Origin of the sequence: Streptomyces sp. Y1, assembly GCF_041053115.1 — a bacterium.
GTDB classification, from domain to species: Bacteria; Actinomycetota; Actinomycetes; order Streptomycetales; family Streptomycetaceae; genus Kitasatospora; species Kitasatospora rubellomurina.
In genome coordinates, this window is the sequence record NZ_CP163445.1 from 6,668,713 (window position 1) to 6,691,326 (window position 22,614).

General features: G+C 75.3%; 15 protein-coding genes. 6 read left to right on the forward strand and 9 right to left on the reverse strand.

Annotation, left to right across the window (positions count from 1 at the left end; translation table 11 throughout):
* Nucleotides 1–104 precede the first annotated feature (104 nt).
* On the reverse strand, nucleotides 105–3,311 hold the full coding sequence (locus AB2U05_RS29265; protein ID WP_369184691.1) for a M28 family peptidase: 3,207 nt from the start codon (nucleotides 3,309–3,311) through the stop codon (nucleotides 105–107).
* A gap of 270 nt (nucleotides 3,312–3,581) precedes the next feature.
* Between AB2U05_RS29265 and AB2U05_RS29270 the strand changes: the two genes are divergently transcribed.
* Nucleotides 3,582–4,985, forward strand: a complete 1,404-nt coding sequence (locus tag AB2U05_RS29270) for a helix-turn-helix domain-containing protein (protein ID WP_369184692.1) — start codon at nucleotides 3,582–3,584, stop codon at nucleotides 4,983–4,985.
* A 27-nt stretch (nucleotides 4,986–5,012) separates the two neighbouring features.
* On the opposite strand, the gene AB2U05_RS29275 is transcribed toward AB2U05_RS29270, so the two are convergent.
* Both AB2U05_RS29275 and AB2U05_RS29280 read right to left on the reverse strand, forming a co-directional pair.
* Nucleotides 5,013–6,236, reverse strand: coding sequence for a pyridoxal-phosphate dependent enzyme (locus AB2U05_RS29275; protein WP_369184693.1), 1,224 nt, complete (start codon nucleotides 6,234–6,236; stop codon nucleotides 5,013–5,015).
* Between the two features lie 127 nt (nucleotides 6,237–6,363).
* Nucleotides 6,364–9,159, reverse strand: a complete 2,796-nt coding sequence (locus tag AB2U05_RS29280; RefSeq protein ID WP_369184694.1) for a penicillin acylase family protein — start codon at nucleotides 9,157–9,159, stop codon at nucleotides 6,364–6,366.
* A gap of 211 nt (nucleotides 9,160–9,370) precedes the next feature.
* Between AB2U05_RS29280 and AB2U05_RS29285 the strand changes: the two genes are divergently transcribed.
* Together AB2U05_RS29285 and AB2U05_RS29290 are read left to right on the forward strand one after the other, a co-directional pair.
* Nucleotides 9,371–10,615: an SUKH-4 family immunity protein gene (locus tag AB2U05_RS29285; protein WP_369184695.1), complete on the forward strand. Its 1,245-nt coding sequence runs from the start codon at nucleotides 9,371–9,373 to the stop codon at nucleotides 10,613–10,615.
* Nucleotides 10,616–10,809: 194 nt separating this feature from the next.
* Entirely contained in the window at nucleotides 10,810–12,111 is a 1,302-nt protein-coding gene (locus tag AB2U05_RS29290) for an alpha/beta hydrolase family protein (protein WP_369184696.1), read from the forward strand.
* Between the two features lie 63 nt (nucleotides 12,112–12,174).
* Here AB2U05_RS29290 and AB2U05_RS29295 read toward each other — a convergent pair whose 3' ends face one another.
* The 4 genes from AB2U05_RS29295 to AB2U05_RS29310 form a co-directional block, all read right to left on the reverse strand.
* Nucleotides 12,175–12,774, reverse strand: a complete 600-nt coding sequence (locus AB2U05_RS29295) for a hypothetical protein (RefSeq protein ID WP_369184697.1) — start codon at nucleotides 12,772–12,774, stop codon at nucleotides 12,175–12,177.
* Nucleotides 12,775–12,853: 79 nt separating this feature from the next.
* Complete coding sequence (locus AB2U05_RS29300; RefSeq protein ID WP_369184698.1) at nucleotides 12,854–13,543, reverse strand: 1,4-alpha-glucan branching protein; 690 nt, start codon at nucleotides 13,541–13,543, stop codon at nucleotides 12,854–12,856.
* A gap of 141 nt (nucleotides 13,544–13,684) precedes the next feature.
* Nucleotides 13,685–14,554, reverse strand: coding sequence for an N-acetylglucosamine kinase (locus AB2U05_RS29305; protein ID WP_369184699.1), 870 nt, complete (start codon nucleotides 14,552–14,554; stop codon nucleotides 13,685–13,687).
* A 9-nt stretch (nucleotides 14,555–14,563) separates the two neighbouring features.
* Nucleotides 14,564–14,935, reverse strand: a complete 372-nt coding sequence (locus AB2U05_RS29310) for a hypothetical protein (RefSeq protein ID WP_369184700.1) — start codon at nucleotides 14,933–14,935, stop codon at nucleotides 14,564–14,566.
* A 443-nt stretch (nucleotides 14,936–15,378) separates the two neighbouring features.
* On the opposite strand from AB2U05_RS29310, the gene AB2U05_RS29315 reads away from it, so the two are divergent.
* Nucleotides 15,379–18,174, forward strand: a complete 2,796-nt coding sequence (locus AB2U05_RS29315) for an SdrD B-like domain-containing protein (protein ID WP_369184701.1) — start codon at nucleotides 15,379–15,381, stop codon at nucleotides 18,172–18,174.
* A 170-nt stretch (nucleotides 18,175–18,344) separates the two neighbouring features.
* On the forward strand, nucleotides 18,345–19,361 hold the full coding sequence (locus AB2U05_RS29320; RefSeq protein WP_369184702.1) for a hypothetical protein: 1,017 nt from the start codon (nucleotides 18,345–18,347) through the stop codon (nucleotides 19,359–19,361).
* Nucleotides 19,362–19,379: 18 nt separating this feature from the next.
* Here AB2U05_RS29320 and AB2U05_RS29325 read toward each other — a convergent pair whose 3' ends face one another.
* Nucleotides 19,380–19,763 (reverse strand): ArsR/SmtB family transcription factor, encoded by a 384-nt coding sequence (locus tag AB2U05_RS29325; RefSeq protein WP_369184703.1) that lies wholly within the window; start codon nucleotides 19,761–19,763, stop codon nucleotides 19,380–19,382.
* A 98-nt stretch (nucleotides 19,764–19,861) separates the two neighbouring features.
* Between AB2U05_RS29325 and AB2U05_RS29330 the strand changes: the two genes are divergently transcribed.
* The gene (locus tag AB2U05_RS29330) at nucleotides 19,862–21,856 is read left to right on the forward strand and encodes a heavy metal translocating P-type ATPase (protein WP_369184704.1); all 1,995 of its coding nucleotides are present in this window, start codon (nucleotides 19,862–19,864) and stop codon (nucleotides 21,854–21,856) included.
* 113 nt (nucleotides 21,857–21,969) lie between these two features.
* Here AB2U05_RS29330 and AB2U05_RS29335 read toward each other — a convergent pair whose 3' ends face one another.
* Nucleotides 21,970–22,557 carry a DUF4262 domain-containing protein gene (locus tag AB2U05_RS29335; RefSeq protein ID WP_369184705.1) on the reverse strand — a complete coding sequence of 196 codons (588 nt, stop codon included), beginning with the start codon at nucleotides 22,555–22,557 and terminating at the stop codon, nucleotides 21,970–21,972.
* Between the last annotated feature and the right edge of the window lie 57 nt (nucleotides 22,558–22,614).

Consider the following 22,614-nt stretch of genomic DNA (forward strand, 5'->3'; position numbering starts at 1 on the left):
GCGCCGCGATCCGTCCCCTCAAACGGATCGCGGCGCAGCGGCTCGGGTGGTGTCAGGTGTCAGGTGTCAGGTGTCGGGCGTCGGGCGTCAGCCGGTGGGGCCGGTCAGATCGGCTGCCACAGGGCGGGGACGATCGGCGGCTCCCAGCCGACCTGGGCGGTGTGGCCCTGGACGCAGCGGTAGCTGACCCCGTTGTAGGTCACCACGTCGCCCGCCTGGTAGGTGGTGCCGGGCGTCCAGGTGCCGCCCGGGTTGGGCGTCCCGTTGCCCACGACCAGGGAGAAGCTGGTGCTGTGGGTGGCGGAGCCGGCGCCGGTGACGGTGATGCTGTAGGTGCCGGCGGCGGTGGTGGCGGAGGTGCTGATGGCCAGCGTGGACGAGCCGCCGGACTGCACCGAGGACGGGCTCAGCGAGACCGTGACGCCGGCGGGGGCGCCGGTGGCCGTCAGGGTGACGGTCTGGGCGGAGCCGGAGGTGGTGGCGGTGGAGACGGTGGCGCTGGTGGAGTCACCGGGCTTGACGGTGGCGGTGGCCGGGTTCACCGCGAGGGAGAAGTCGTTGGCGGGCGCGGTGCCGCCGACCGAGGTCTTCCAGATGGTGGCGGCCACGCCGTTGGCGCTGCGCTTGAGCGCGGTGGCGTCGATGTTGCCGCTGGTGTCGCAGGACTGGTGGTAGCAGGAGTCGTAGGACTGGCCGGCCTGGCCGCCCCACTTGGCCGCCTGGGCCGAGGTCTTGACGGCGTCCGCGCCGGCCGCGTAACCGGAGGTCGGGATGCCGGCCTGCTGGAAGGAGTAGTCGTCCGAGCGGCCCTGGCCCTCGGTGTTCTCCTCCGGCTGGAGGTTCAGCGAGTCCCAGTACGCCTTCATCGGCGCGGCGGCGCCGGAGGAGATGTTGTTGATGAAGTAGCCGGCGTTGGGCGAGCCGACCATGTCGAAGTTGTAGTAGGCCTTGATCGCGGAGCGCTGGGCGGAGCCGAGCTGGCCGACGTAGAAGTTCGAGCCCTGCAGGCCCTGCTCCTCGCCGGTCCACCAGGCGAACCGGACGTGCCGGCTCATGGTCGGGTTCTGCTGGGCGAGCGCGAGGGCGTTCTCCAGCAGGGTGGCCGAGCCGGAGCCGTTGTCGTTGATGCCGGGGCCGGCCCCGACGCTGTCCAGGTGCGCGCCGAACATGGTGACCTGGTCGGACGGGCCGCCCGGCCAGTCGGCGATCAGGTTGTTGGAGCGGTAGGTGCAGGAGGTGCAGGTCTGCTCGGCGACGGTGTAGCCGGCCGCCTGCAGCTTGGCCTTGAGGTACGCGACCGACTGGGTGTGCCCGGCGCTACCGGCCCGGCGGTTGCCGCCGTTCTGGTCGGCGATGGTGTTCAGCTGGGCCAGGTCGGCCTGGACCTTCGCGACGTCGACGACGGGCGGGGTCCCGGGGTTGGGCGCGCCGCCGCCGACCGTCAGGGTGTACTGGGCGGTGTGGGTGGCCGCGCCGGCGGTGCCGGTGACGGTGATCACGTAGGTGCCCGCGGTGGCCGAGCCGGAGGCCGCGAGGGTCAGCGTGGCCGAGGAGCCGGTCTGCACCGAGGAGGGGGTGATCGTCGCGGTGACCCCGGTCGGGGCGCCCGAGGCGGTCAGGTTGACGGTCTGTGCGGTGCCCGAGGTCACCGCGGTGGAGACCGTCGTGGTGGTCGAGGCGCCGGGCTGGACGGAGCCGGCGGCCGGGCCCAGGTTGAGCGAGAAGTCGTTGGTGCCGGACGGCGTGCAGGTCGGGTCGCCGCTCTGCGCGGGGACGCTGACGGCGTCCCAGGCCGCCTTGGTGCGGTTGTAGAAGGTGCAGCTCGGGTCGAGGTTCTTGGCGGCGGTCAGGGTGGTGGTGCGGTACCGCTTGTAGGTCATGCCGCTGGTCTTGAGCAGCATGCCGCCGTACCAGACCTGGCCGGCCTGCTTCATGCCGATGCCGGTGACCGAGGAGCCGTTGCAGGTCGGGCTGGTCGGCTTGCCGCCGGCGCCGGTGGAGCCGTTGGCCAGCAGGTAGAACCAGTGGTTCAGCGGGCCGGCCGCGGCGTGCACCTCGGTGCTGGGGATGGCGGAGGAGTAGCAGTCCGGGTCGTTGTTGACCAGCGAGGGCTGGTACAGGTTGCGGATCGGGCCCTGGCCGACCAGGTTGATCACCCGGCCGACCTGGTAGTCCGGGTAGTCGTACCCGGCGGGCTCGTTGTTGTACTCCTTGGTGAGCGCGCCGAAGATGTCGCCGGTGCCCTCGCCGAGGCCGTTCTCGTTGTTGGCGCCGCCGGGGGTGTACTGGTCGATGCCGTGGCCGAACTCGTGGCCGACGACGTCCTGGGAGCCGATCCACTCGCCGGCCTGGCTGTGGCCGATCGAGACGGAGCTGCCGTCCCAGTACGCGTTGACGTCGTTCAGGCCGACCTTGATGGGCCAGCTGCGGCCGTTGCCGTCGTGCCCGTTGCGACCGAGCCAGTCGCGGAGCATGTCCCATTCCTTCTGGGCCGCCCACATGGCGTCGGCGCAGCCGGTCTCCTTGGTGGAGGGGTCGCCGTTGCCCCAGGAGTCGGAGGACTTGCGGAACACCTGGCCGGAGCTGTAGTCGGAACAGCTCAGGCCGGGCCGGTTCGGGTCGGAAAGCGAGTACGAGCCGCCGGAGTTGGTGGTGCTGATGGTGAGCGGCGCCGGGCCGTTCCACTTGCTGTTGACGGTGCCGGCCTCGACGTCGTCGTAGCTGTCGACGACCTCGCCGGTGGCGGCGTCCACGAAGACGTGCAGGGTGCTCGGCGCTTTCGCGGTGCGGCCGTTGAGCACCGTCTCCCAGGAGAGCCGGCCGGTGCCGTCCTTGACCCGGACGACCAGGCGGCGCTGGGCCACCGAGTCGACCACGGGCAGCTTGGTGCGGGCGGTCTTCTCCGCGTCGGCGGCGCTGACCTTCGGGGTGGTCGACCCGCCGACCGGCCCGGGGGCGGCCGACTGGGAGGCGTGGACCTTGCCCTGGCCGTCCGCGAGCACCACCGCGTCGCCGCCGACCACCGGGAGGCCGTGGTAACTGCGCTCGTAGGAGACGGAGTAGAGGCCGCCGAGCCACGGGGTGACGGATCGGCGCTCGTAGGTCTCGTCGGGGCCCTTGGCCAGCGAGTCCAGGCCGGCCGCGGTGGCCGCGTCGGCGGCGTTCACGGCGGCGGCGAGGGCGCTGGGCGGGGCCGGTGCGGGTGGGGGCGCGGCGGTGGCCGGCCCGGCGGTGGCGGCTATGGTGCCGACCAGAAGCGTCAGGGTGGTCGCCGTGGTGAGCAACCGTCCCGCGGAAACTCTGCGTTGCATCGAGGCTCCTCGAACGTGGGGGTCCTCGACCGCGGACGGCATGCCGGAGCCACCGCGGGCCGCTCAGGGGGACGGCCGTGCGGGCCGTCCGCGCTCGGGTGCCCGAACCCTCACATGGCGTCATGCCCGGGTCAATGGCTGGTGCGGGCGATGCATAGGGTTGGCAAATTCCGTCAAGCTGCGCTTTTGTCCGAGTGGTTGAGACCTGATCAAGAATTGGTCGAGACCATGTCATGTACGGATCGCGCGCCATCCAGTACCGTCCTGATCGTGGAGCGGAACCGAACGGGCCCCGGGTCGCGGGCGCCCCGGCCGGGCGGCCGGGAGGCGGACGCCTGGCGGGAGTTCGGCGCCCTGCTGCGGCACTGGCGGCGCCGGGCCGGACTGACCCAGGCCCAGCTGGGCGCCGGCCTCGGCTACGACCACACCGCGGTCAGCAAGATCGAGCACGGCGCCCGCCGGGTCACCCCGAGGACCGCCGACCGGGCCGAGGAACTGCTGCGCGCGGGCGGTGAGTTGCGGGCCGCCTGCCTGCGGGCGGAACGGGCCGGGCTGCCCGCGCTGGACCCGCTCGCCCCCGGACTGCTGCGGGCCCCGCTGCCGGACGGGCCGCTGCCGCCCGCCGGCTCCGGCGCCGCCCAGGACACCGGCCGGGCCGCGCCGCTCCACCCGCCGGGCCGACTGCCGGACTACGGACTGCTCTGCCCGCTGCACGACGCCGAGGGCTGCGACGTCCCCGGTCCGGCCGAAGTCGCCGCCCTGCACGCCGAGTTCTGCGAGGCCGACCCGGACGCCGCGGCGCCGCTGGACGCCGACACGGCGCACGCCCTGGCCGCCCGGCTCGCCGCCCAGCTGCGGGCCGGCGAGACCGGCGGCCGGCCCGGGCTGGTGGTCGCCGTCGAACGCACCCTGCGCGCGGTGCTCGCCCGGCTCGCCGTCGCCCCCGCCGCGCAGCGCCGCCCGCTGGCCCGGCTGGCCGCCGAACACGCCCACGCGGCCGGCGCGCTGCGGATGCAGGACGGCCGCAACGCCACCGCGATGGCCTGCTTCGACCGCGCCCTCAGCTGGGCCGAACTCGCCGGGGACCAGGCCACCTCGGTCGGCACGCTCAGCGACCTCAGCACCCTGGCCCGGCTCGACGGCGACCCGGCCACCGCCCTCGGCTACGCCCGCGAGATCGCCCGGGCGGCGCCGGGCCGGCACTGGGCCGGCGCGATGGGGCGGATCGGCCGGGCCCGCGCGCACGCGCTGACCGGGGACGTCCGGGGCACCCTGCGGCACATCGACCGGGCCCGGCAGCACGTGGAGCACATCGGCACCCGGGACGAGGCGGACGCGCCCTGGCTGACCATCGCCTCGATGCGGATGCGGGTCGAGGCCGCGGCCGCCGCCGCCCTGCGCGACCTCGCCGCCGCGGTGGACGACCCACGGCTGGCCCGGCGCGCCCTGGCCGCCGCCGAGACCGCGCTGGAGCTGCTCGGCCCGGCCCAACTCCCGGCCAGCCGCCTGCTGTTCACCGTCCGGGTGGCCGACTGCCACGCCTGCGCGCACGATCCGCAGGCGGCCCTCGACCTGCTCCGCCCCGCCCTGGAGGCCGGGCCGGTGACCGGCCTGCCCGCGCTGGTCGGGTACGAGCTGCGCGGCCTGCGCGAGCGGCTGGCCGCCGCCCGCTGAGCTCCGATTTCCCGACGGCCGGTCGGCTCAGTCGGCGAGCCCGGCGGCCCGCAGCCGGCGCTCCACCTCCGGCCACTCCGGGGCGACCGGTGCGGTGGCCCGCCGGCCGACCTCCCTGTCCTTGAAGCCGCTGGACGTCGAGATGCACACCAGCGGTCCGTCGTCCGGGAGTTCCGCCGCGTCGAGGCTGCGCAGACCGGCCAGTCCGGCAGCGGCGGACAGCTCCGCCCACAGGCCGTTGCGGGCCAGCTCCGCACGGGCCTCGGCGAGCTGCCGGTCGGACAGGGTGAGCGCCCGGCCGCCGCTCTCGCGCAGCGCGACCACGCCCCGGTAGCCGCCCACCGGCGAGGCGATCGAGTACGCCGAGGTCGCCCCGACCTCCACCCGGGCGGCCGGTACCCCGCGGCCGATCGCGGTGGCCAGCGGCGCGCCCGCCGCCGACTCGCAGGAGTGGATCCGCGGCACCCGGTCCGCCAGGCCCAGGCGGTGCAGCTCGGTGAAGCCCTTCCACACGCCGTACAGCAGCTCGCCGTAGCCGGTCGGCACGAACACCGCGGCCGGCGTGCCCACGTCCTGGAAGATCTCGTACGCCACCGTCTTGTAGCCCTCGGGCCCGTACGGGTGCCCGGTGTGGGTGGCGGTCAGGTTGCTGACCGGGTGCAGCCCGTACCGCTCGACGGCCTGGCGCATCAGCGGCCAGCGCGCCTCCCACGGCACCGGGAGCACCACCGCGCCGTAGGCGGTGAGGAAGGAGTCGACGGCGGGCGGCAGGTCGGGCCCGGCGAAGACCACGCAGCGCAGCCCGGCGCGGGCCGCGTAGGCGGCCGCCGAGGCGCCGTGGTTGCCGGAGGAGGCCACCGCGATGCCGCGGGCGCCGACCGCCAGGGCGGCGCTGGTGGTGCAGCGGTTGAGCCGGTCCTTGTGGCTCCAGGTCGGGTTGCGGGACTCGTCCTTGACGTGGACGCCCGGCGCGATCTCGACCAGCGGGGTGGCGCCCTCGCCGAGGCCGGGGGCGAGCAGCGGCGGCAGCAGCGGGGCCCAGCGCTCCAGGCCGGTGCGGGCGGCGGCCGGGGCGAACAGGGCGGCGGTGTCCACCTTGTCGTAGGCGTAGTCGAGTTCGAGCGGGTAGGCGACGTCCTCGGTGCCGGTGCGCGGGCAGCCGGTGGTCAGCGGGGGCAGCAGCGGGTAGTCGAGGGCGGGGTCGCCGAGCGAACGCTGGGCGGTGGCGAGGGAGTCCGGCGTGAGCAGCATGTAAGGATCGTAGTGCTAGGGAGGGTGCTACCTGAAGGGCTTTCCGCGAATGATCGCCGGTGCCCCGCCCGGGTCGGACGGGGCACCGGCGCCGTCGCGTCAGCGCTGTCGGGTCACGGCTGCCGCGTCACCGGTGGGACGGGAACTGCACCACCTGCTGGTAGGTCGGGCGGTTCTGCCAGGTGCTCGCCGCGTCCGTGACGCCGCCCAGCGGGCGCTGGACGATCGAGTCGGCGCACCACTGGTCGCCCGCCCCGCACCCCGCGTCGCCCGGGTAGACCTGGGCGGAGGTCTGGGCGGCCGCCTTCGTGAGGGTGTCCAGCAGGACGCCCCGGCAGGCCGCCAGGTCGCCGCCGCCGCAGAACGGGCGGGCCGGCGGCCCCGCCACCGGATCGCCGAGCACGCCGCGCAGGTCCTTGTCGAGGTAGCTCCACCAGCCGTACTGGAAGGCCGAACCCCGGTGCGGCGACGACTCGTTGACGCTCACCGGGCCGCCGGAGACCGGGCCGCTCTGCCCGCCCGAGGGGGACTCGTTGATCTGCAGCGCGCCGGTCAGCGCGGTGAACAGCGGATCACCGAGCCCCGGCCGCATCACGCCCTCGGCCACCAGCGGCCACCAGGCGTCCATCACCCGGATCGCGTCCGCGTCCGCGTAGGCGTGGCTGCCGGGCGAGGTCTCCTTCCGCTGGGCGCCGTCCGCCAGCCAGCCCTCCAGCCGCTGCAGGGCGGCGAGCGCGCCCGGGTCGGTGACCGGGGCGCTGCGCAGCACCCGGATCAGGTCGGGCAGCACGTCCTCGGCCCGCAGGTCGGCCAGCGCCGCGCCCTCCATGGCCTGGGTCAGCGAGACCCGGCTCGCCTTCCCGCCGTTCCTGAGCAGCGCCTTGACCCGGTCGTCCAGCAGGTTCGCGCGGTGCACCGAGCCGTTGCCGAAGCCGGCCGAGGTGAACCCGGCGGCCTGCTTGTTGTTCCACGAGACGTAGTAGTCCTGGTCGACGGACTGCGGGTGCTCGGCGGCCGGGGTGTACCGGGCGGTGTTCGTCGCCGGGTCGAAGTCGGCCCACTCGTAGGCGGGCCGGGCCAGGACCGGCAGCCCGCCGTCGACCCCGGCGGCGCGCACCGGGTTGGTGCCGGAGTTGTAGTAGGCGATGTGGGCGGAGTCGGCGTAGAACCAGTTGAAGGTGTAGTTGATGTCCTGCGCCGCCTGCTGGAAGCTCGCCGGATCGTGCACCGCGCCCGGGTCGTTCAACTCCTGGAAGCCGATGATGGAGTCGGCCTCGTGCCGGTAGGTCGAGCGCAGCGAGGTGAACGCGACGGGCGCGCCGCCGACCGTGCCGCGGGCCGTCACCAGGCCGTAGTTGGAGCGGCGCATCACCAGGGTGTAGGAGCCGGCCGGGGTGTTGTCGGCGGTGGTCGGCGCCCACGCGTCCTTGCGTTCCAGCCGGTCGAAGGGCAGGCAACTGCCGTGCCAGAGGTAGAAGTCGGCGGCGGTGGTGACCGGCGAGCCGTCCGTGGTGCACAGCGGGACGGCGTAGGTGTCGGTGATGTCCTGCCCGGCCGAGGTGGCGCTCCACGCGTAGTCCTGGCCGCGGCCGAGCTGCACGTAGAAGCTGAGCCCGGCGAAGGCGGCGCCGCGGGCGCTGATCCCGGGCCCCTGGATCTCCTCCAGCATCAGCAGCTGCGGGGCGAAGTAGCCGGTCTGCGGGCCGAACACGGCCACCGGGTGGCCGTCGTCGGTGTGCGCGCCCGACACCAGCAGGGCGTTGGACATGCCGTGCTTCGCGGTGAGCAGGTTCCCGGGCAGCACGCCGGGCGCGGCGGTGGCCGCCGTGCCGGCCGAGCCGGTGGCGTCGTACACCAGGCGCTCGGGGACGACCGAGCCCGGGTCGGGCACCGCCTCGCCCTGCGGGTGGTCCGGCACGGTCCCGTACGGGAACTGCTGGCCGTCGTGCAGGGTCCGCACGGCCTCCGGGTCGTCGGCCTCGCGCAGCGACTTCCACAGCGCGTCCCCGGCGTCCTTGCCGTAGGCGGCCTCGGCCGCCGACTTGACCTGGGCGGAGGCGAGTTCACCGCCGCCGCCGGCGCCGAACAGCGCGCCGACCACCGAGGCGAGGGCGACCAGGTCGGTCAGCTTGAACGGCTCGATCGACCCGGCGTTGGTGATCGCGTCGATGTGCCCGGTGAGGTCGTACTCGCCGGGGAACGTCCGGGCGTTGTAGGCCTGTTGGGCGTACTGGTTGACGCCGTCGAGGTAGGCGTTCGCGTCCGCGAGCGCCTGGGTGGCCCGGCCGCCGCGCGCCGCCAGGACGTCGATCTGCTGCTGCAGCTCGGCCTCGGTGTACGGCGCGGTCTGCCAGAAGCTCTGCTCCAGCTGCCGGTTGGCGCCCGCGCCGCCCGCGAAGCCGGACAGCTGGCCGCGGCCGACGTGCCGGAACAGGTCCATCACCCACAGCCGGTCCTGCGCGGCGGCGTAGCCCGCGCCGAACTCGGTGCCGTAGCGGGTGGTGCCGGTGATGTGCGGGATGCCGGCGGCCTTGTCGCGCACGATGGTGACGTCCGGGCGCGGGCTGGTGGTGCCGGCCACCTGGTCGGCGGGGACGCCGAAGGACGCGTCGTTGAAGAAGCCGCGCAGCCCGGCCTCGGTCAGCCCCGGGTAGCCGGAGGCGAGGGCGGCGTACGGGCCGAGCTGGTCGTCGGTGTGGGCGGGGCGGGAGCCGAACATCCGGTTCAGCAGGATCTCGGCGAGGGTGGCGTTGCCGTTCTCGCCGGGCGGCAGGATGTCGGCGCAGCGGGCGGCGCAGTAGTCGGGGGCGGCGGTCGTGGTGGTCGCGCTCGGCGCGGCGGCGGCGGTGGGGGCCGCGGTCGCGAACAGGGCCGCCGCGAGGGCGGCGGCCGGGAACCGGAGGGGGTGGGGGCGTAGGCGCATGGCGTGCTCCTCCGTCGAAGCCACGGGGGACCCGACGGTAGGGGCGCTACTGGCCGGTTGGCTAGTGGCGTGCATGCCATTGCCGCCCCGGGGGACCCGGACTGACGGACCGTGGTGGCCGGTGGGGCGGGCGGTGTCAGTGGGGTCGGCTATGGTCGGCCGCGTCGATGGAGGATCACCTGCCGGACGGCGGGGGGAGGAGGGCGCGGCCATGGGGACCGACACGAAGACGACGACGGGTGCGGCGGGCACCGGCGGGCGGCCGCTGCCCGCCGGGCTCACCCACGAGCCCAGCCGGGAGTTCCTGGCCGAGCGCTACACGCTGGAGGGCAGCGTCCTCGCGTACCTGGACTTCGAGGCGCTGCGGGCCGAGGAGCTGCGCACCGTCGCGTCCTGGTACGAGGACGTCACGGTCGAGGGCGCCGACCGCCTGTTCGTGCTCGGCGAGACGTGCTACGACGCCGCGGACTGCTGGGCCCCCGCCGCGGTGGTGCTGGACGGCGCGGACGGGCAGGTGTACCTCGGCTGCCCGGACGGCTCCGGCGGGCTCGACCGGGAGCCGCTCGCCAGCAGCCTGCCGATGCTGTTCGAGCTGTGCGGCTTCGTCGAGGGCGTCTCCGGCCTGGCCGAGCAGACCCGGGACCCGGAGGCCGAGAACCACATCCGGCGCGGGCCGCTCACCCACCCGGTCATCGCCCGGCTCGTCGGCGAGCAGATGCGCGAGACCGACCCGGACCTGTTCCGGCGCACGGACGACCGGCCCGCGCACTGGGAGACGGCGCTGCTGGTGCGCACGCTCGCCTTCGGCGCCAGGCCGGGCGGCCCGGACGGCCTCGCGTACGTCATCGACCCGCTGCTGGTCGAGGACCTGGCCGAGCTGACCGGCGGCGAGGTGCGCCGCTTCACGGAGGACGAGCTGCCCGCCCGGCTCAGCCACCCGGCGACGCGTCGGCTGCTGCTCACCTGCGGGCTGCCCGTCGCCCCGCGCTGCATGCTCGACGTCGACCCGGAGGGCCCGCTCACCACCATGGCGGAGGACTACCCGGAGGGCTACCCGGCGGACGGCGACGGGGAGGAGGCCAGCGTGCGCCCCCACCAGGCGGGCTTCCTGAACCTCGCCGGCTGGACGTACGACCTCGTGGTGGCCCTCGACGGCGCCACCGGGCGGGTCGAACTGCCCGACTGGGCCGACGAGGAGGAGCCCACCGCCTACCTGCACCGCGACCTCTCCGCGCTGCTCTACACGCTGTGGACGTACGAGCGGCTGCGCGCCGAGCGCAGGCGGTGGGACGAGGAGGAGGACACGGCGGGCTGGACGCTCTTCGACCCGACCGAACTCCTCGACGGCGTGGCCGAGGAGACGCTGCGCGAGCTCGACCCGGAGGCCTGGGACACCGACGCCCACTTCTGGCCGATGCTCGCCGACGACGGCCACATGGGCCGCCTGCTGGAGTGACCCCGGCGGGGGAGCGGGTGGGCCCGGCGATGTACATCCCTGGGCCCACCACCCCGGCGGAGTGCATCCGGTGGGTGGATGATCCGGAGCCCCGGCGCGTGACAGCGTTCCGGGTGGGCCGCCGCACGAGCCCGACCCCGGCCGGGGGTCGGTCGGTGCGGCCCGGTTCCGTTCAGCAGACCCAGGGAGGGGCCGTGACGAGCACACCGTTCACCGACCGGCGGAGCACCATGACGCGACGTCGGATGCTGGGAGCCGGCGTCAGAGTCGGAGCCGGAGCCGCGTTGGCGGCCGGCGCGGCCGGGGCGGCCCTGCCGCTCGGCCTCGCGGCGCCGGCCCGGGCGGACTCGGCCGGCACCGGAGCCGCGGGCACGGCGGGCTCGGCGGGCTCGGCGGGCTCGACCGGCCCGGTGCGGCCCACGCTGCCCGCGCCGACCGGGCCGTACCCGGTGGGCACGGTCGAGCTGCACCTGGTCGACACCACCCGGCCGGACCCGGTCGCGGGCCCCGGCAAGCACCGCGAGCTGATGGCGAGCGTCTGGTACCCCGCCCGGGAGGTCGAGCGCGACGCCGCCGAGCGCTACCCGGTGGCGCCCTGGGTGCCCGCCGGCACGATGGCCGCGCTGATGGCCTCGCTGGGTGTTCCGGCGGGCCTCGTCGAGGCGCCGCTCACGGCGGGCCGCCAGGGCGCCCCGGTCCGCCGGTCGGGCCGGCCGCGGCCGGTCGTCCTGTACTCGCACGGCGCGCACAGCTACCGCGCCGACCACACCGTCATGGTGCAGGAACTCGCCAGCCACGGCTACGTGGTGGTGACGCTGGACCACACCTACGACGCCGTCACCGAGTTCCCGGACGGCCGGGTGCTCACCCCGCTGCACGACCGGAACCACCAGATGGGCCCGGCCGACTTCGCCGACGACATCCGCTACCTCCTCGACCGGATCGAGGAGTTGGCCGCCGGACACAACCCCGACGCGGACGGCCGACCGCTGCCCGAGGGCCTGAGCGAGGCGATCGACCCGCGCCGGATCGGCATGTTCGGCTGGTCCAAGGGCGGGACGGCCACCGCCCGCCTGATGCTCGCCGACCGGCGGGTGCTGGCCGGGCTGAGCCTCGACGGCCCGATGCTGCCCGACATCACCGACGACCTCGACCGGCCGTTCATGCTGATGACGGCCGTGAACACCCCCGCCGCCTCGCCCAGCGTGGCCGGCTTCTGGTCCCACCTGCGCGGCTGGCGGCTCGCCGTCCAGGCCGAGGGCGCGGCCCACCCGTCCTACGGCGACACCCAGGTGCTGGTCCCGCAGCTGGCCAAGGTGGTCGGGATGAGCGACGAGGACCTGCGCGACTGGACCGGCACCCTGGACCCGGCCCGCGCCGTCCGCATCCAGCAGGCCTACCCGCTCGCCTTCTTCGACCTCCACCTCCGGCACCGCCGAGGCCACCTGCTGGACGGCCCGTCCCGGGCCTTCCCGGAGGTGCGCTTCCTGCCGTGACGGCGGGGGCCTGCCGGTGCGGCCGCGCGCCACGAGGGGTGCGCGCGGCCGCGCCGACCGGCTTCAGTGTGGCTGGTCGGCGGCGGCCCGACGCAGGGACTTGACGAGCAGACTGCCCGGGTAGGCCGCGAACTCCGGGTACCGGCGCCGGTAGTAGCAGGCCCAGTAGCTCACCACGCGGCGCTCGGTCCGGCCGAAGAAGCGCGGGTTGCGGGCGATGAAGTCCCCGTAGAGCCGCCGGTGGGCGGAGGCCGGGTCGGCGAGGCCGGGCAGGCCACCCCGGACGGCTTCCAGGATCTCCAGGACGTACTCGCCGACCAGCTGGAGCACGAACGGGACGACCCAGGGCTCGGTGGAGCCGAGCACCTGCTCCAGGTGGCGCTGGCGGACCCGCCCGTCACTGTTCCGGGTGTACAGGCAGTGCAGGATCGCCCGCTGTGTCCCGGTGAGGGACCGCTCCGGGGCGCCGGGCGGCTCGGGGAGGTGGATCCGGTACGGGATGGCGACGCGCTCGCCGCACACCTCGACCGAGAACGGCTCCATGGACGCGTACGTGGGGCTCGGGATCCTGGCGGCGACCGCCCGCACGTCCTCCGCGAGGTGGGCCGGGAACGCCGCCACCAGCTCGGCGAAGGCCTCGGGCGCGGTGGGGGGATTCTGCACAGCGGGAGCGTAGAGGACGTGGCCTCCGCCCGTGGGAGCGGCCCCGGCGCCGGGGCCGCTCCCACGGCAGGGGCCGGTCCTACGCGGTGGCCGGGGTGAGGACCGCGAACAGGCCCCGGGCGCGGGTGCCGTCCGGGAGCTGCCAGGCGCCGGCGAGGTGGCCGGTGGCGTGCGACGGCGGGAGCGCGTCGCCGTCCTCGGCGGGGCGCAGGACACGGCGCAGGCGCAGGGTGCCGCCGTCCGGGGCGGTCAGCGCGGTGCCGTCCCGGTCGTCGGTGGCCCGCGTGGCCCCGATGGCCCCGGCGGCCCCGGCGGTCGGGGTGCCGGTGAGGCCGCGGCCGCGGTAGGAGCGGGTGACCTCGCGGCACGGGGTGTCGGAGGCGTTCTGGTCCTGGGCCGGCGCCCGGCCCTCGATCAGGGCGAGCAACTCGGCGACCAGCACCGGGTCCTGGCAGCCGTCGTAGGCCCAGCGCCGCCCGAGCACCCCGTGCTCCATGGTGCCGACGAGGGCGTGCTCCGCGCCGTCCAGCGGGGCGCCGCGGTAGCTGAACGGCACCAGGTAGGTGACCGGCTCGGCGCCGGAGCCGTCGGTGACCGCCAGGAACTCGATCCCGACCTCGCCCTGCGGGTCGTCCAGCCGGAAGCCGCCGGCCTTGGCGAGCTCCGGCCCGCCCGCGCCGCCGCCGACGTACCAGCGGCGGGTGGGCAGCCAGGCGGTGAGCAACTCGAGCTTGGTGGGCCTGAGTTCGGTCTGGTGGATGACGGCCATGCCGGGGGTTCTCCTCCGTTGAGCTGGAGCTGCGGGTCGGGCGGTGCAGCTGATCGGGCGGTGCAGCTGATCAGGCGGTGCAGCTGACACCCTCTCATCGGCGCGCGCGGCCCCGGTCGTCCGGGGCGTCCGGGGGCCGTCTCACGGCAGGCGGCGGCCGAGCCGTGCCGCGGCCGCGGCGGCGTCGGTGCGGGGCGCCCGCGGGGCCAGGTCGGCGAGCAGGTGCCGCAGCCGGTCGCGGATCGGGCCCGGGCTGTCGGCCACCGAGCCGGTGAGGACCAGCGGCCGGCCGGGTACGGCGGTGGCGCGGACCAGGGCCGCCAGGTGGTCGGCGGCGGCGTGCGCCACGGCGAGCGCGGCGGGGTCGCCGCCGGCCGCGAGCCGGGAGACCAGCGGGGCGAGCGCGGCGAGTCGGCGTGGGGGCCCGGCGTAGGCCCAGCGGAGCAGGTCCTCGGGCGAGTCGGCGGCGCAGTGCGCGCGGACGGCGGCGCCGAGTGCGCCGCCCGGGTCGGCGTGGGCGTGCCGGAGGGCCTCGCGGCCGAGCCAGAAGCCGCCGCCCTCGTCGCCGAGCAGCCAGCCGAGTCCGCCGCTGCGCGCCGTCGTGCGCCAGCCGTCGAGGCGGACGCAGATCGTGCCCGTGCCGGCGATCAGCACCGTGCCGCAGCCGTCGTCGACGCCGCCGGAGGCGAGGGCGGGCACGGCGTCGGGCACCAGGCGCACCGGGCAGCGGAGCCGGCAGGCCGTCCGGAAGCGCGCGGCGAAGGCGTCCGGATCGGCGAGGGCGGGGAGCCCGGCGAGCCCGACCAGGCAGGAGGCGACCGCGCCGGGCCCGTACGGTCCGAGCGCGGCCGCGACGGCCTCGGCCAGCCGGGCCTGCGCGTGCTCGGCGCCCTCCCCGGCGGGGTTGGCGCCGGGGGCCTCGCCGCGCCCGAGGACGGTGCCCGCGGCGTCGACGACGGCGGCGCGGGTGAGGCTGCCGCCCGCGTCGACGCCGAGGTGGAGCGCGCTCATCGGCAGGCCCTACGCGGGGTCGGACGCGGCCTGGCAGGAGCGCAGGTCGGCCAGGGCCTCGGCGGCCGTCGCCGGGGCGAAGGGCCGGAGGACGGTCGAGACGAAGGAGCGGAGGCGGGGGAACCTCGTGCCGTCCTCGGTCAGCGACCACGCGTGGTGGGTACGGGCGGTCATCGGCCGGTCCGTGGGGCTGATGCCCTGCCAGGCGAAGTCGATCGCGAGGTCGTAGCGGTCCGCAACGGGCCGGGAGAGCTTCCAGCCGGTGATGGTGTGGGAGGTGACGTCCATGGCGCGGGCCGTGGCGTCGTGCCCGGCGCCGGACTCGGTCAGGGCCGCCCGCAGTTCGGCGAGGGCTCGGGCTTCCGGGGCGGCGTCGGACACGGAGTGCTCCACGAGGATCGGGGACCGGGGATCGGGGACCGGGGCCGGCGGCCGGGCGTCGGCGCGGCCGCTTCCCGGGAGCCTACGGCGCCGAGGAGCGATCGGTGCGGAGGCACCCGGACGGCCCGGTCGGTCGTCCAGGTGCGGCCCCGGTGTCAGCCGGTCCCCGGGGCGAAGCGGGTGACGAGCGGGTGCGCCATCGGCGGTCCGTGCGGCCGCTGCTGGTGCGGAAGGGGGCGCACGGACCGGCGCGCGTTCTCGGCGCGCGTGATCGGAACGCGCCCTTCCGTGCTACGTCCGACAATCCGTCAAAGTTCCCGATTCGGGCGCGAAGTTGTGTGACGTGCCTTTAAGATTCCGTTAATCAACGGCGGCTTTCCGCCACTTCGCGAACTCCTTTGCGGGATCCGGGCGGTAGGCCCAACGCGGTCATGAGAGCAGGGATGACGACTACGGACGAACAGGAGAACGGCGCCGCGCGCCGGCCGGAGCGGCGGGCGGGCTTACCCGGCCGTCGCGCCGCGGCCCGGGTGGCGGCGCTCGCGGTCGGCATAGCCGGCTGCTCGCTCGCGGCGGCCCCGGCGGCCTTCCCGCAGAGCGGCGACGGGTCGGTCACGGTCAAGGTGGTGCGGGCCGTGGACGCGAGCGGGGTGTGGACGCCCGGACTGGAGCCGGGCATGGGGGGCGTGGAGGTGGCCCTCACGGACGACGCCGGGGCGGGGATCGAGGGGGTGACGGCGGCCGATGGCACGGTGACGCTGTCGCCGGCCGGATCGAAGCTCACCGGCGGCAAGTACCGGGTGCAGGTCATGAACCCGAAGCCGGGGGTGCTGTTCCCGGCCTTCGCCTCCCGCCAGGGGCTGGCCGGAAAGCCCTACCAGCTGTCCAGCAACGAGGAGTTCGTCGACCTCTCCGGCGGCAAGGACGAGAAGTACACCACCGGCCTGTGGAACCCGGGGGACTACTGCCAGAAGAACGCGACCCTGGTGACGACCTGCCAGCACCCTCCCCGCGAGGGCAAGTCGGCGCGCTCGCTGGTCTCGTTCCCGTACGACACGCGCGGCCAGGACGGTGTCGACGCCCACGTCACGAACATCGCGACGGACGCGGAGACCGGCAACCTCTACGGCATCGCCTGGAACCGGGCCGACAAGCGGGTGTTCTCCGCCGCCGAGGCCAAGCGCACCACCGACTACGGCCCGGGCGGGCCCGGTGGGATCTACGTCACCGACCCGGCGACGAAGACCACCGCGCTGTGGACGACCGTCCCCAACGCCGGTGACACGAAGCACGGTTCGGGCACCGACGAGGGCTTCCTGGCGGCGCCCGGCAAGGAGAGCCTGGGCGGGATCAAGGTCACCGACGACGGCAAGGACCTGTTCGTCGTCAACCTCAACGACCGGAAGCTGTACCGGTACGACGCGAGCGCGGCGACCGCGGCCGCGCCGAAGGCCGCGTACCCGATCCCCGACCCGGGCTGCCCGGCGGCCGGGGACTGGCGGCCGTTCGGCCTCGGACTGCAGGACGGCGTCGGCTACTTGGGCGGCGTGTGCTCGGGCGAGTCGACGGGCAAGGCGGCCGACCTGCGGGCGGTCGTGCTGCCCTTCGACCTGGGCACCGGCGCGTTCCAGAAGCCGGTGCTGGACCAGCGCCTGGACTACAAGCGCGGCTCCACGACCGGCGCCGGCAACCCCTGCGACGGCGCCGGCTGGTTCCCCTGGCAGGACACCTTCCCGGCCACCCAGAACGGCACCAGCTGCGCCACCGGCTACATCGCCAACCCGGAACCGCAGATCGGCGAGATCGGCTTCGAGACCGACGGCTCGATGCTGGTCGCCTTCCGCGACCGCTTCGGCGACATGTCGGCGGCCGACCCGACCGGTGCCTCGATGGCCCGGGTGCTGCCCGGCGGCGACCTCGACAAGGCCTGCCTGTCGGGCGGTTCGTACGTGCTGGACACCAACGGCGGCTGCGCGCTGCCCGGTGGGCCCGGCCGGTTCTTCGACACCAGCAGCCTGGTCGGGCACCGCAACGCCGGTATGGCCGGGATGGCGCTCTCGAGGGTCGAGAACACCATCGCGCTCTCCGGGTTCGACCCGAACAACGCGGCGTTCGGCTACGGCACGATGTTCGTCCAGCGGGACGGCAAGCGCGACCCGAAGTACGGGCTGCAGCTGAACCCGCCGTACCAGACGGGGACGTACCCGCCGTTCGGCAAGGGCGCCTCGATGGGCGACCTCGAAGCGCTGTGCGACCAGGCGCCGCTGCAGATCGGCAACCGGGTCTGGTACGACCCGGAGCGCAAGGGCCTGCAGAGCCCGAGCCAGCGTCCGGTGGAGGGTGCGACCGTCCACCTCTACGACGAGTCGGGCAAGCTGGTCGGCACGACGAAGACGACGGCCCGCGGCGAGTACTACTTCGACGACTCGAACGTCGACGGCGGACTCAAGCCGAGGGCCAAGTACACCGTCAAGCTGGACAATCCGGCGGACTACGCCAAGGGCGGGCCGCTCTACCAGTGGGTGCCCACGGAGGCGAACGTCGGCGAGAACCACTTCGTCGACTCCAAGGGCGTCGTACCGGCCGGCGGGAAGTACCCGGAGAAGGCGCTGACCACCGGCGGGCCGGGCGAGAACAACCACACCTACGACTTCGGCTTCCGCCAGCAGGAGGGCGTCCTCCGGCTGCTGAAGCACGACCAGGACGGCAAGCCGCTGGCCGGCGCGAAGTTCCAGCTGTGGAAGGACTCCAACGGGACGGACGGCCTCCAGCCGACCGGCGACAAACCCGACACCAAGGTCGGCGACCCCTGCACCACCGGGGCGGACGGCCTCTGCCGGGGCAGCGGACTGCCGGGGACGTACTACTGGCAGGAGCTGAGCCCGCCCGCGGGTTACGCGGCGCCGGACTCCACGGTCTTCGGGCCGCTGGTGCTGACGCCGGACAACCTGGAGGCGGGGGCCGAGGTGACGGCCGTCAACCGGCTGATCCCGACGCCCACTCCCACTCCCACGCCCACCCCGACGCCGACGCCGACCCCGACGCCGGAACCGACCACCCCGACCACCCCGGCACCCCCGGTCGAACCGGCTCCGCAGGCGCCCGCGCCCGGCGGTCGCCTGCCTAACACCGGGGCGGGCGAGGGGGTTCCGATGGCGCTGGCGGGTGCCGTGGCCTTCACCGGCCTCGGCACGGTCCTGCTGGCCGTGTCCCGCAGGCGCCGCTCCCAGCGCCGCTGAACGGGCGGACGGCCGGACCCGGTGCAAGCTGATCGGGTCTGACCGAGGCCGACCGACCCCGCTCGGGCGGGTTCCCGGACCACCGGTCCGGGAACCCGCCCGAGTGCTGTGCGCGCCCGTGCCCCGCCCGAACGTCGAGACCCGTACGACCCCTGAGGAAAGGCACGTCCATGGCCAAGCCCCCGAAGCCGAGCGCGAAGCAGGATCCGAAGCCCCGCGCGACGCCGAGTGCTGCGCCGAAGCCGAAGCCGAAGTCCAGCGCGACGCCGAAGCCGGGCGCTGCGCCGAAGCCGGGCGCGGCGTCGGCGCCGACGAAGAAGTCGGCCGCCGACCGGGCCCGGCCGCGCCGGCGCCGCCGCTGGCTCGGGGCGCTGGTCGCGGTCGCGGTGTGCGGCGGCGCGGCGGGCGGGCTGGCCGTCTACCGGACGGTCTCCGACGAGGCGGGTGAGCGCCCGGTGACGGTCGACGAGGCCTCCCGGCTCGCGCTGTCCCGGCTGAACCTCTACCAGGCCAGCCCGGTGGCCGTCACCCTCACCGCCGACGAGGGCAGCGGGGTGCGGATCCAGGTGACGGGCGTCCTGGACTACCGCACCCACCACGGCGTCGGCAGCTACCGGATCACCGGCCCCGGTGGCGCGACCCCGCCCGCCCGGCAGGCCGGGCCGGCCGTCGAGCCATCGACCGGGAGCACGGCCGGAACCACGGCCGGAACCACGCCCGGCCCGCGCACCGACGAGGGTCTGATCGTCTGGGACACCGGCGGCCTCGGCCTGGCCCCCGCGCCGGCCGGGGTGCCGGGGCAGCCCTGGGAGCAGGCCGAGCACGTGCCCCGGCCCGGCTGGTCCCCGCGCTCCTACACCACGGACCCGCTCGACGCCGGCCTCCAACTGCTCGTCCAGCTCGGCGCGGACCGGCCCGACAACCCGCTGCTGCTGGCCCAGTCCGGCGCCCGCTGGCTCGGCCGGGACCGGATCGACGGGCGCGACTACGACCGCTTCGCGGGCCCGCGCGCCCAGGGCTCGGCCCCGGACGGCGGCCGCTCCCCGCTCACCTACTGGCTGGACGGCGACGGCGGCCTGCGCCGGGTCACCATGCGGATGGCGGGCCTGGGCACCCCGACCTCGATCGACTTCGGCGGGCGCGACGCCGCCGCGAAGCTCCCGGAGGCGCCGTGGGTGGCGGGCTGACCCTCCGTCGGTCCGGGCTCAGTCGGCGGCGGCGTCCGCGTCCGCCTCGTCGGGGGCGTCGCTGAGCCCCAGCCGCAGGTGCTCGATGTGGTAGACGGCCTGGTCGAGCAGCGCCGCCACGTGGTTGTCGTACAGCGCGTAGACGACCGAGCGGCCGTTGCGCTGCCCGACGACCAGGCCGAGGTTGCGCAGCAGCCGCAGCTGGTGCGAGCAGGCGGACTGCTCCAGGCCGACCTCGGCTGCCAGTTCGGTGGCGGCGCAGGGCCCTTCGCGCAGTCGGGAGAGGATCAGCAGGCGCGAGGGGGTGGCCAGGGCCTGCAGGGTGGTGGCCACCCGGGCGGCGCTGACGGCGTCCAGGCGGGTGTGCGGGACGGCGATCGAGGGGGCGGCTCCATGACCCATGTCGCCAATACTACAACTCATGCATGAAGGAGCGTTCATATGTTCATGTATGGTGGGTGGGTCGTCGGCCCCGCCGTGCCCCGAAGGGTTCCCCGCTCATGTCCTCCTCCACGCTGGCCGTGCTCCCCGCACCCCCGGCCCCGCCCCGCCCGGACGCCGCACCCCGCCGCCGCACCCGGGTGTTCGCCCTGCCCGAAGCCCGCTGGGCCGCCGCCGCGACCGCGCTGTTCCTGCTCGCCCTGCCGCTCCAGCTCACCGGCGCCCCCGGCTGGGCCTGGGGCCCGCTCTACGCCCTCGCGTACGCCGCCGGCGGCTGGGAGCCCGCCTGGGCCGGCCTGCGGGCGCTGCGCGAGAGGACCCTCGACGTCGACCTGCTGATGATCGTCGCCGCGCTCGGCGCCGCCGCGGTCGGCCAGCTCATGGACGGCGCGCTGCTGATCGTCATCTTCGCCACCTCCGGCGCGCTGGAGGCGCTGGCCACCGCCCGTACCGCCGACTCGGTGCGCGGCCTGCTCGACCTCGCCCCGGCCACCGCCACCCGGCTGCTGGACGACGGCACCGAGGAGAGCGTGCCGACCGGGCGGCTGGCCGTCGGCGACACGCTCCTGGTCCGGCCCGGCGAACGGATCGGCGCGGACGGCCGGGTGCTGGACGGCGCCGGCGAGGTCGACCAGGCCACCATCACCGGCGAACCGCTGCCCGTCGCCAAGCGGGCCGGCGACGAGGTCTTCGCCGGCACCCTCAACGGCACCGGCGCCCTGCGGGTCAAGGTCGAACGGGACGCCTCGGACTCGGTGATCGCCCGGATCGTGGCGATGGTCGAGGAGGCGTCCGAGACCAAGGCGCCCACCCAGCTGTTCATCGAGAAGGTCGAGCAGCGCTACTCGCTCGGCATGGTCGCCGCGACCCTCGCCGTGTTCGCCGTGCCGCTGGCCTTCGGCGCCGCGTTCACCGGCTCGCTGCTGCGCGCCATGACCTTCATGATCGTCGCCTCGCCGTGCGCCGTCGTGCTCGCCACCATGCCGCCGCTGCTCTCCGCCATCGCCAACGCCGGGCGGCACGGCGTACTGGTCAAGTCCGCCGTGGTGATGGAACGCCTCGGCCGGACCGACGCCGTCGCGCTCGACAAGACCGGCACCCTCACCGAGGGCACCCCGCGCGTCACCGACCTGCGCCCCCTCGCGGGCTCCGGCTTCTCCGAGGACGACCTGCTCGCCCTGGCCGCGGCCGCCGAGCACCCCAGCGAGCACCCGCTCGCCCGCGCCGTCGTGGACGCCGCCCGCACCCGCGGCCTCGCCCTGGCCGCGGCCGAGGACTTCGCCTCCACCCCCGGCGTCGGCGTCACCGCCGCCGTCGACGGCCGGATCGTCGCGGTCGGCACCCCGGCCCGGCTGATCAACGGCCGCGCCGACTCCGCCGCCGCCCGCGCCGCCGTCATCGCCGCCGAACTGGAGGAGGCCGGCCGCACCGCCGTCCTGGTCGAGGCGGACGGCGTCCCGGTCGGCGTGCTCGGCATCGCCGACCGGCTGCGGCCCGACGCCGCCGCGACCGTCGCCGCCCTGGCCCGCCTCACCGGCCGCACCCCCGCGCTGCTCACCGGCGACAACCCGCGCGCCGCCGCCCACCTCGCGGCCGAGGTCGGCATCACCGACGTGCGCGCCGGGCTGCTGCCGAAGGACAAGGTCGACGCCGTCCGCGAGCAGGAGGCCGCCGGCCGCAGGGTGCTGGTCGTCGGCGACGGCGTCAACGACGCGCCCGCCCTCGCCGCCGCCCACACCGGCATCGCGATGGGCCGGGCCGGCTCCGACCTCGCCCTGGAGACCGCCGACGCCGTCATCGTGCGCGACGAACTCGCCACCGTCCCGGCCGTCGTGGCGCTCTCCCGGCGGGCCCGCTCCTTCGTCGTGCAGAACCTGGCCATCGCCTCGGTGTTCATCACCACCCTGATCGTCTGGGACCTGGTCGCCACCCTGCCGCTGCCGCTCGGCGTCCTCGGCCACGAGGGCTCCACCGTCCTCGTCGGCCTCAACGGGCTGCGCCTGCTGCGCGAATCCGCCTGGCGACGGGCCCGCGCCGACGCCGCGGCCGGGTGACCGGGGAGGTCTGCGGCCGACCGGGCAGTGCGACGAGGGCGAGCGCGGCCGCTTCGAGCGCGGCCGGCAGGCCGACGCCGCTGAACGCGTTGCTCGCCGGGCTGTGAGGGGGCCTATACCCGGGCGGCCTCCTCGGTCCAGGCGCCCTCGGGGTGGTCGGTGACCGGCAGGTGCAGGCTCGGCTGCGCGCGGCAGCCCGGGGTGGCCCGCTCGTCGGCGGGCCAGCGGTGCTCGCGGTCCGGCCAGACCAGCTGGACGAACGGGACCGGCGCGTGCCGGTAGAAGCCGACCGCCGTGCCGAACAGCGGCCCGTGCCAGCTCGGGTCCACCGGCTCGATCCGCAGCCGGTAGCCCTCGATGACGTCGGGCAGCAGCGTGCCCGGTGCGGTCGGCGCGCCGTCCCGCAGCAGCGCGGCGGCGTCGTTGAGCCAGTGCATCATCCCCTGCAGCTCCAGGCCGGCCATGACCACCTCCGGGAGCCGGAAGGAGTGCCACAGGCCCACCGTGAAGGCCCAGTCCGGCACCTCCCCGCCGCCGCCCACGCCGACCACGTGCCAGCCGTACTCACGCACGTGCGCCGTCCGCGTGGCCCAGCGCCGCCGCAGGCGCGCCCGTGCGAGCACGGTCGCGGAGGCGGCGGGGTCGCAGAGCACGCAGGGGCAGGGCGGCGAGGCGGTCGTGGTGGTGGTCTCGTCGGTCACCCGGGAATCCCAGCAGACGCCGTGGGCGGGCCCGTCACCTGGGTGGATAGGGTTTCG

What these genes read in the sequence shown, in the direction of transcription:
- AB2U05_RS29265 (WP_369184691.1), bottom strand. Translation starts at nt 3,311, where the DNA reads ATGCAACGCAGAGTTTCCGCGGGACGGTTGCTCACCACGGCGACCACC.
- AB2U05_RS29275 (WP_369184693.1), bottom strand. Translation starts at nt 6,236, where the DNA reads ATGCTGCTCACGCCGGACTCCCTCGCCACCGCCCAGCGTTCGCTCGGC.
- AB2U05_RS29280 (WP_369184694.1), bottom strand. Translation starts at nt 9,159, where the DNA reads ATGCGCCTACGCCCCCACCCCCTCCGGTTCCCGGCCGCCGCCCTCGCG.
- AB2U05_RS29285 (WP_369184695.1), top strand. Translation starts at nt 9,371, where the DNA reads ATGGGGACCGACACGAAGACGACGACGGGTGCGGCGGGCACCGGCGGG.
- AB2U05_RS29300 (WP_369184698.1), bottom strand. Translation starts at nt 13,543, where the DNA reads ATGGCCGTCATCCACCAGACCGAACTCAGGCCCACCAAGCTCGAGTTG.
- AB2U05_RS29305 (WP_369184699.1), bottom strand. Translation starts at nt 14,554, where the DNA reads ATGAGCGCGCTCCACCTCGGCGTCGACGCGGGCGGCAGCCTCACCCGC.
- AB2U05_RS29315 (WP_369184701.1), top strand. Translation starts at nt 15,379, where the DNA reads ATGACGACTACGGACGAACAGGAGAACGGCGCCGCGCGCCGGCCGGAG.
- AB2U05_RS29320 (WP_369184702.1), top strand. Translation starts at nt 18,345, where the DNA reads ATGGCCAAGCCCCCGAAGCCGAGCGCGAAGCAGGATCCGAAGCCCCGC.
- AB2U05_RS29325 (WP_369184703.1), bottom strand. Translation starts at nt 19,763, where the DNA reads ATGGGTCATGGAGCCGCCCCCTCGATCGCCGTCCCGCACACCCGCCTG.
- AB2U05_RS29330 (WP_369184704.1), top strand. Translation starts at nt 19,862, where the DNA reads ATGTCCTCCTCCACGCTGGCCGTGCTCCCCGCACCCCCGGCCCCGCCC.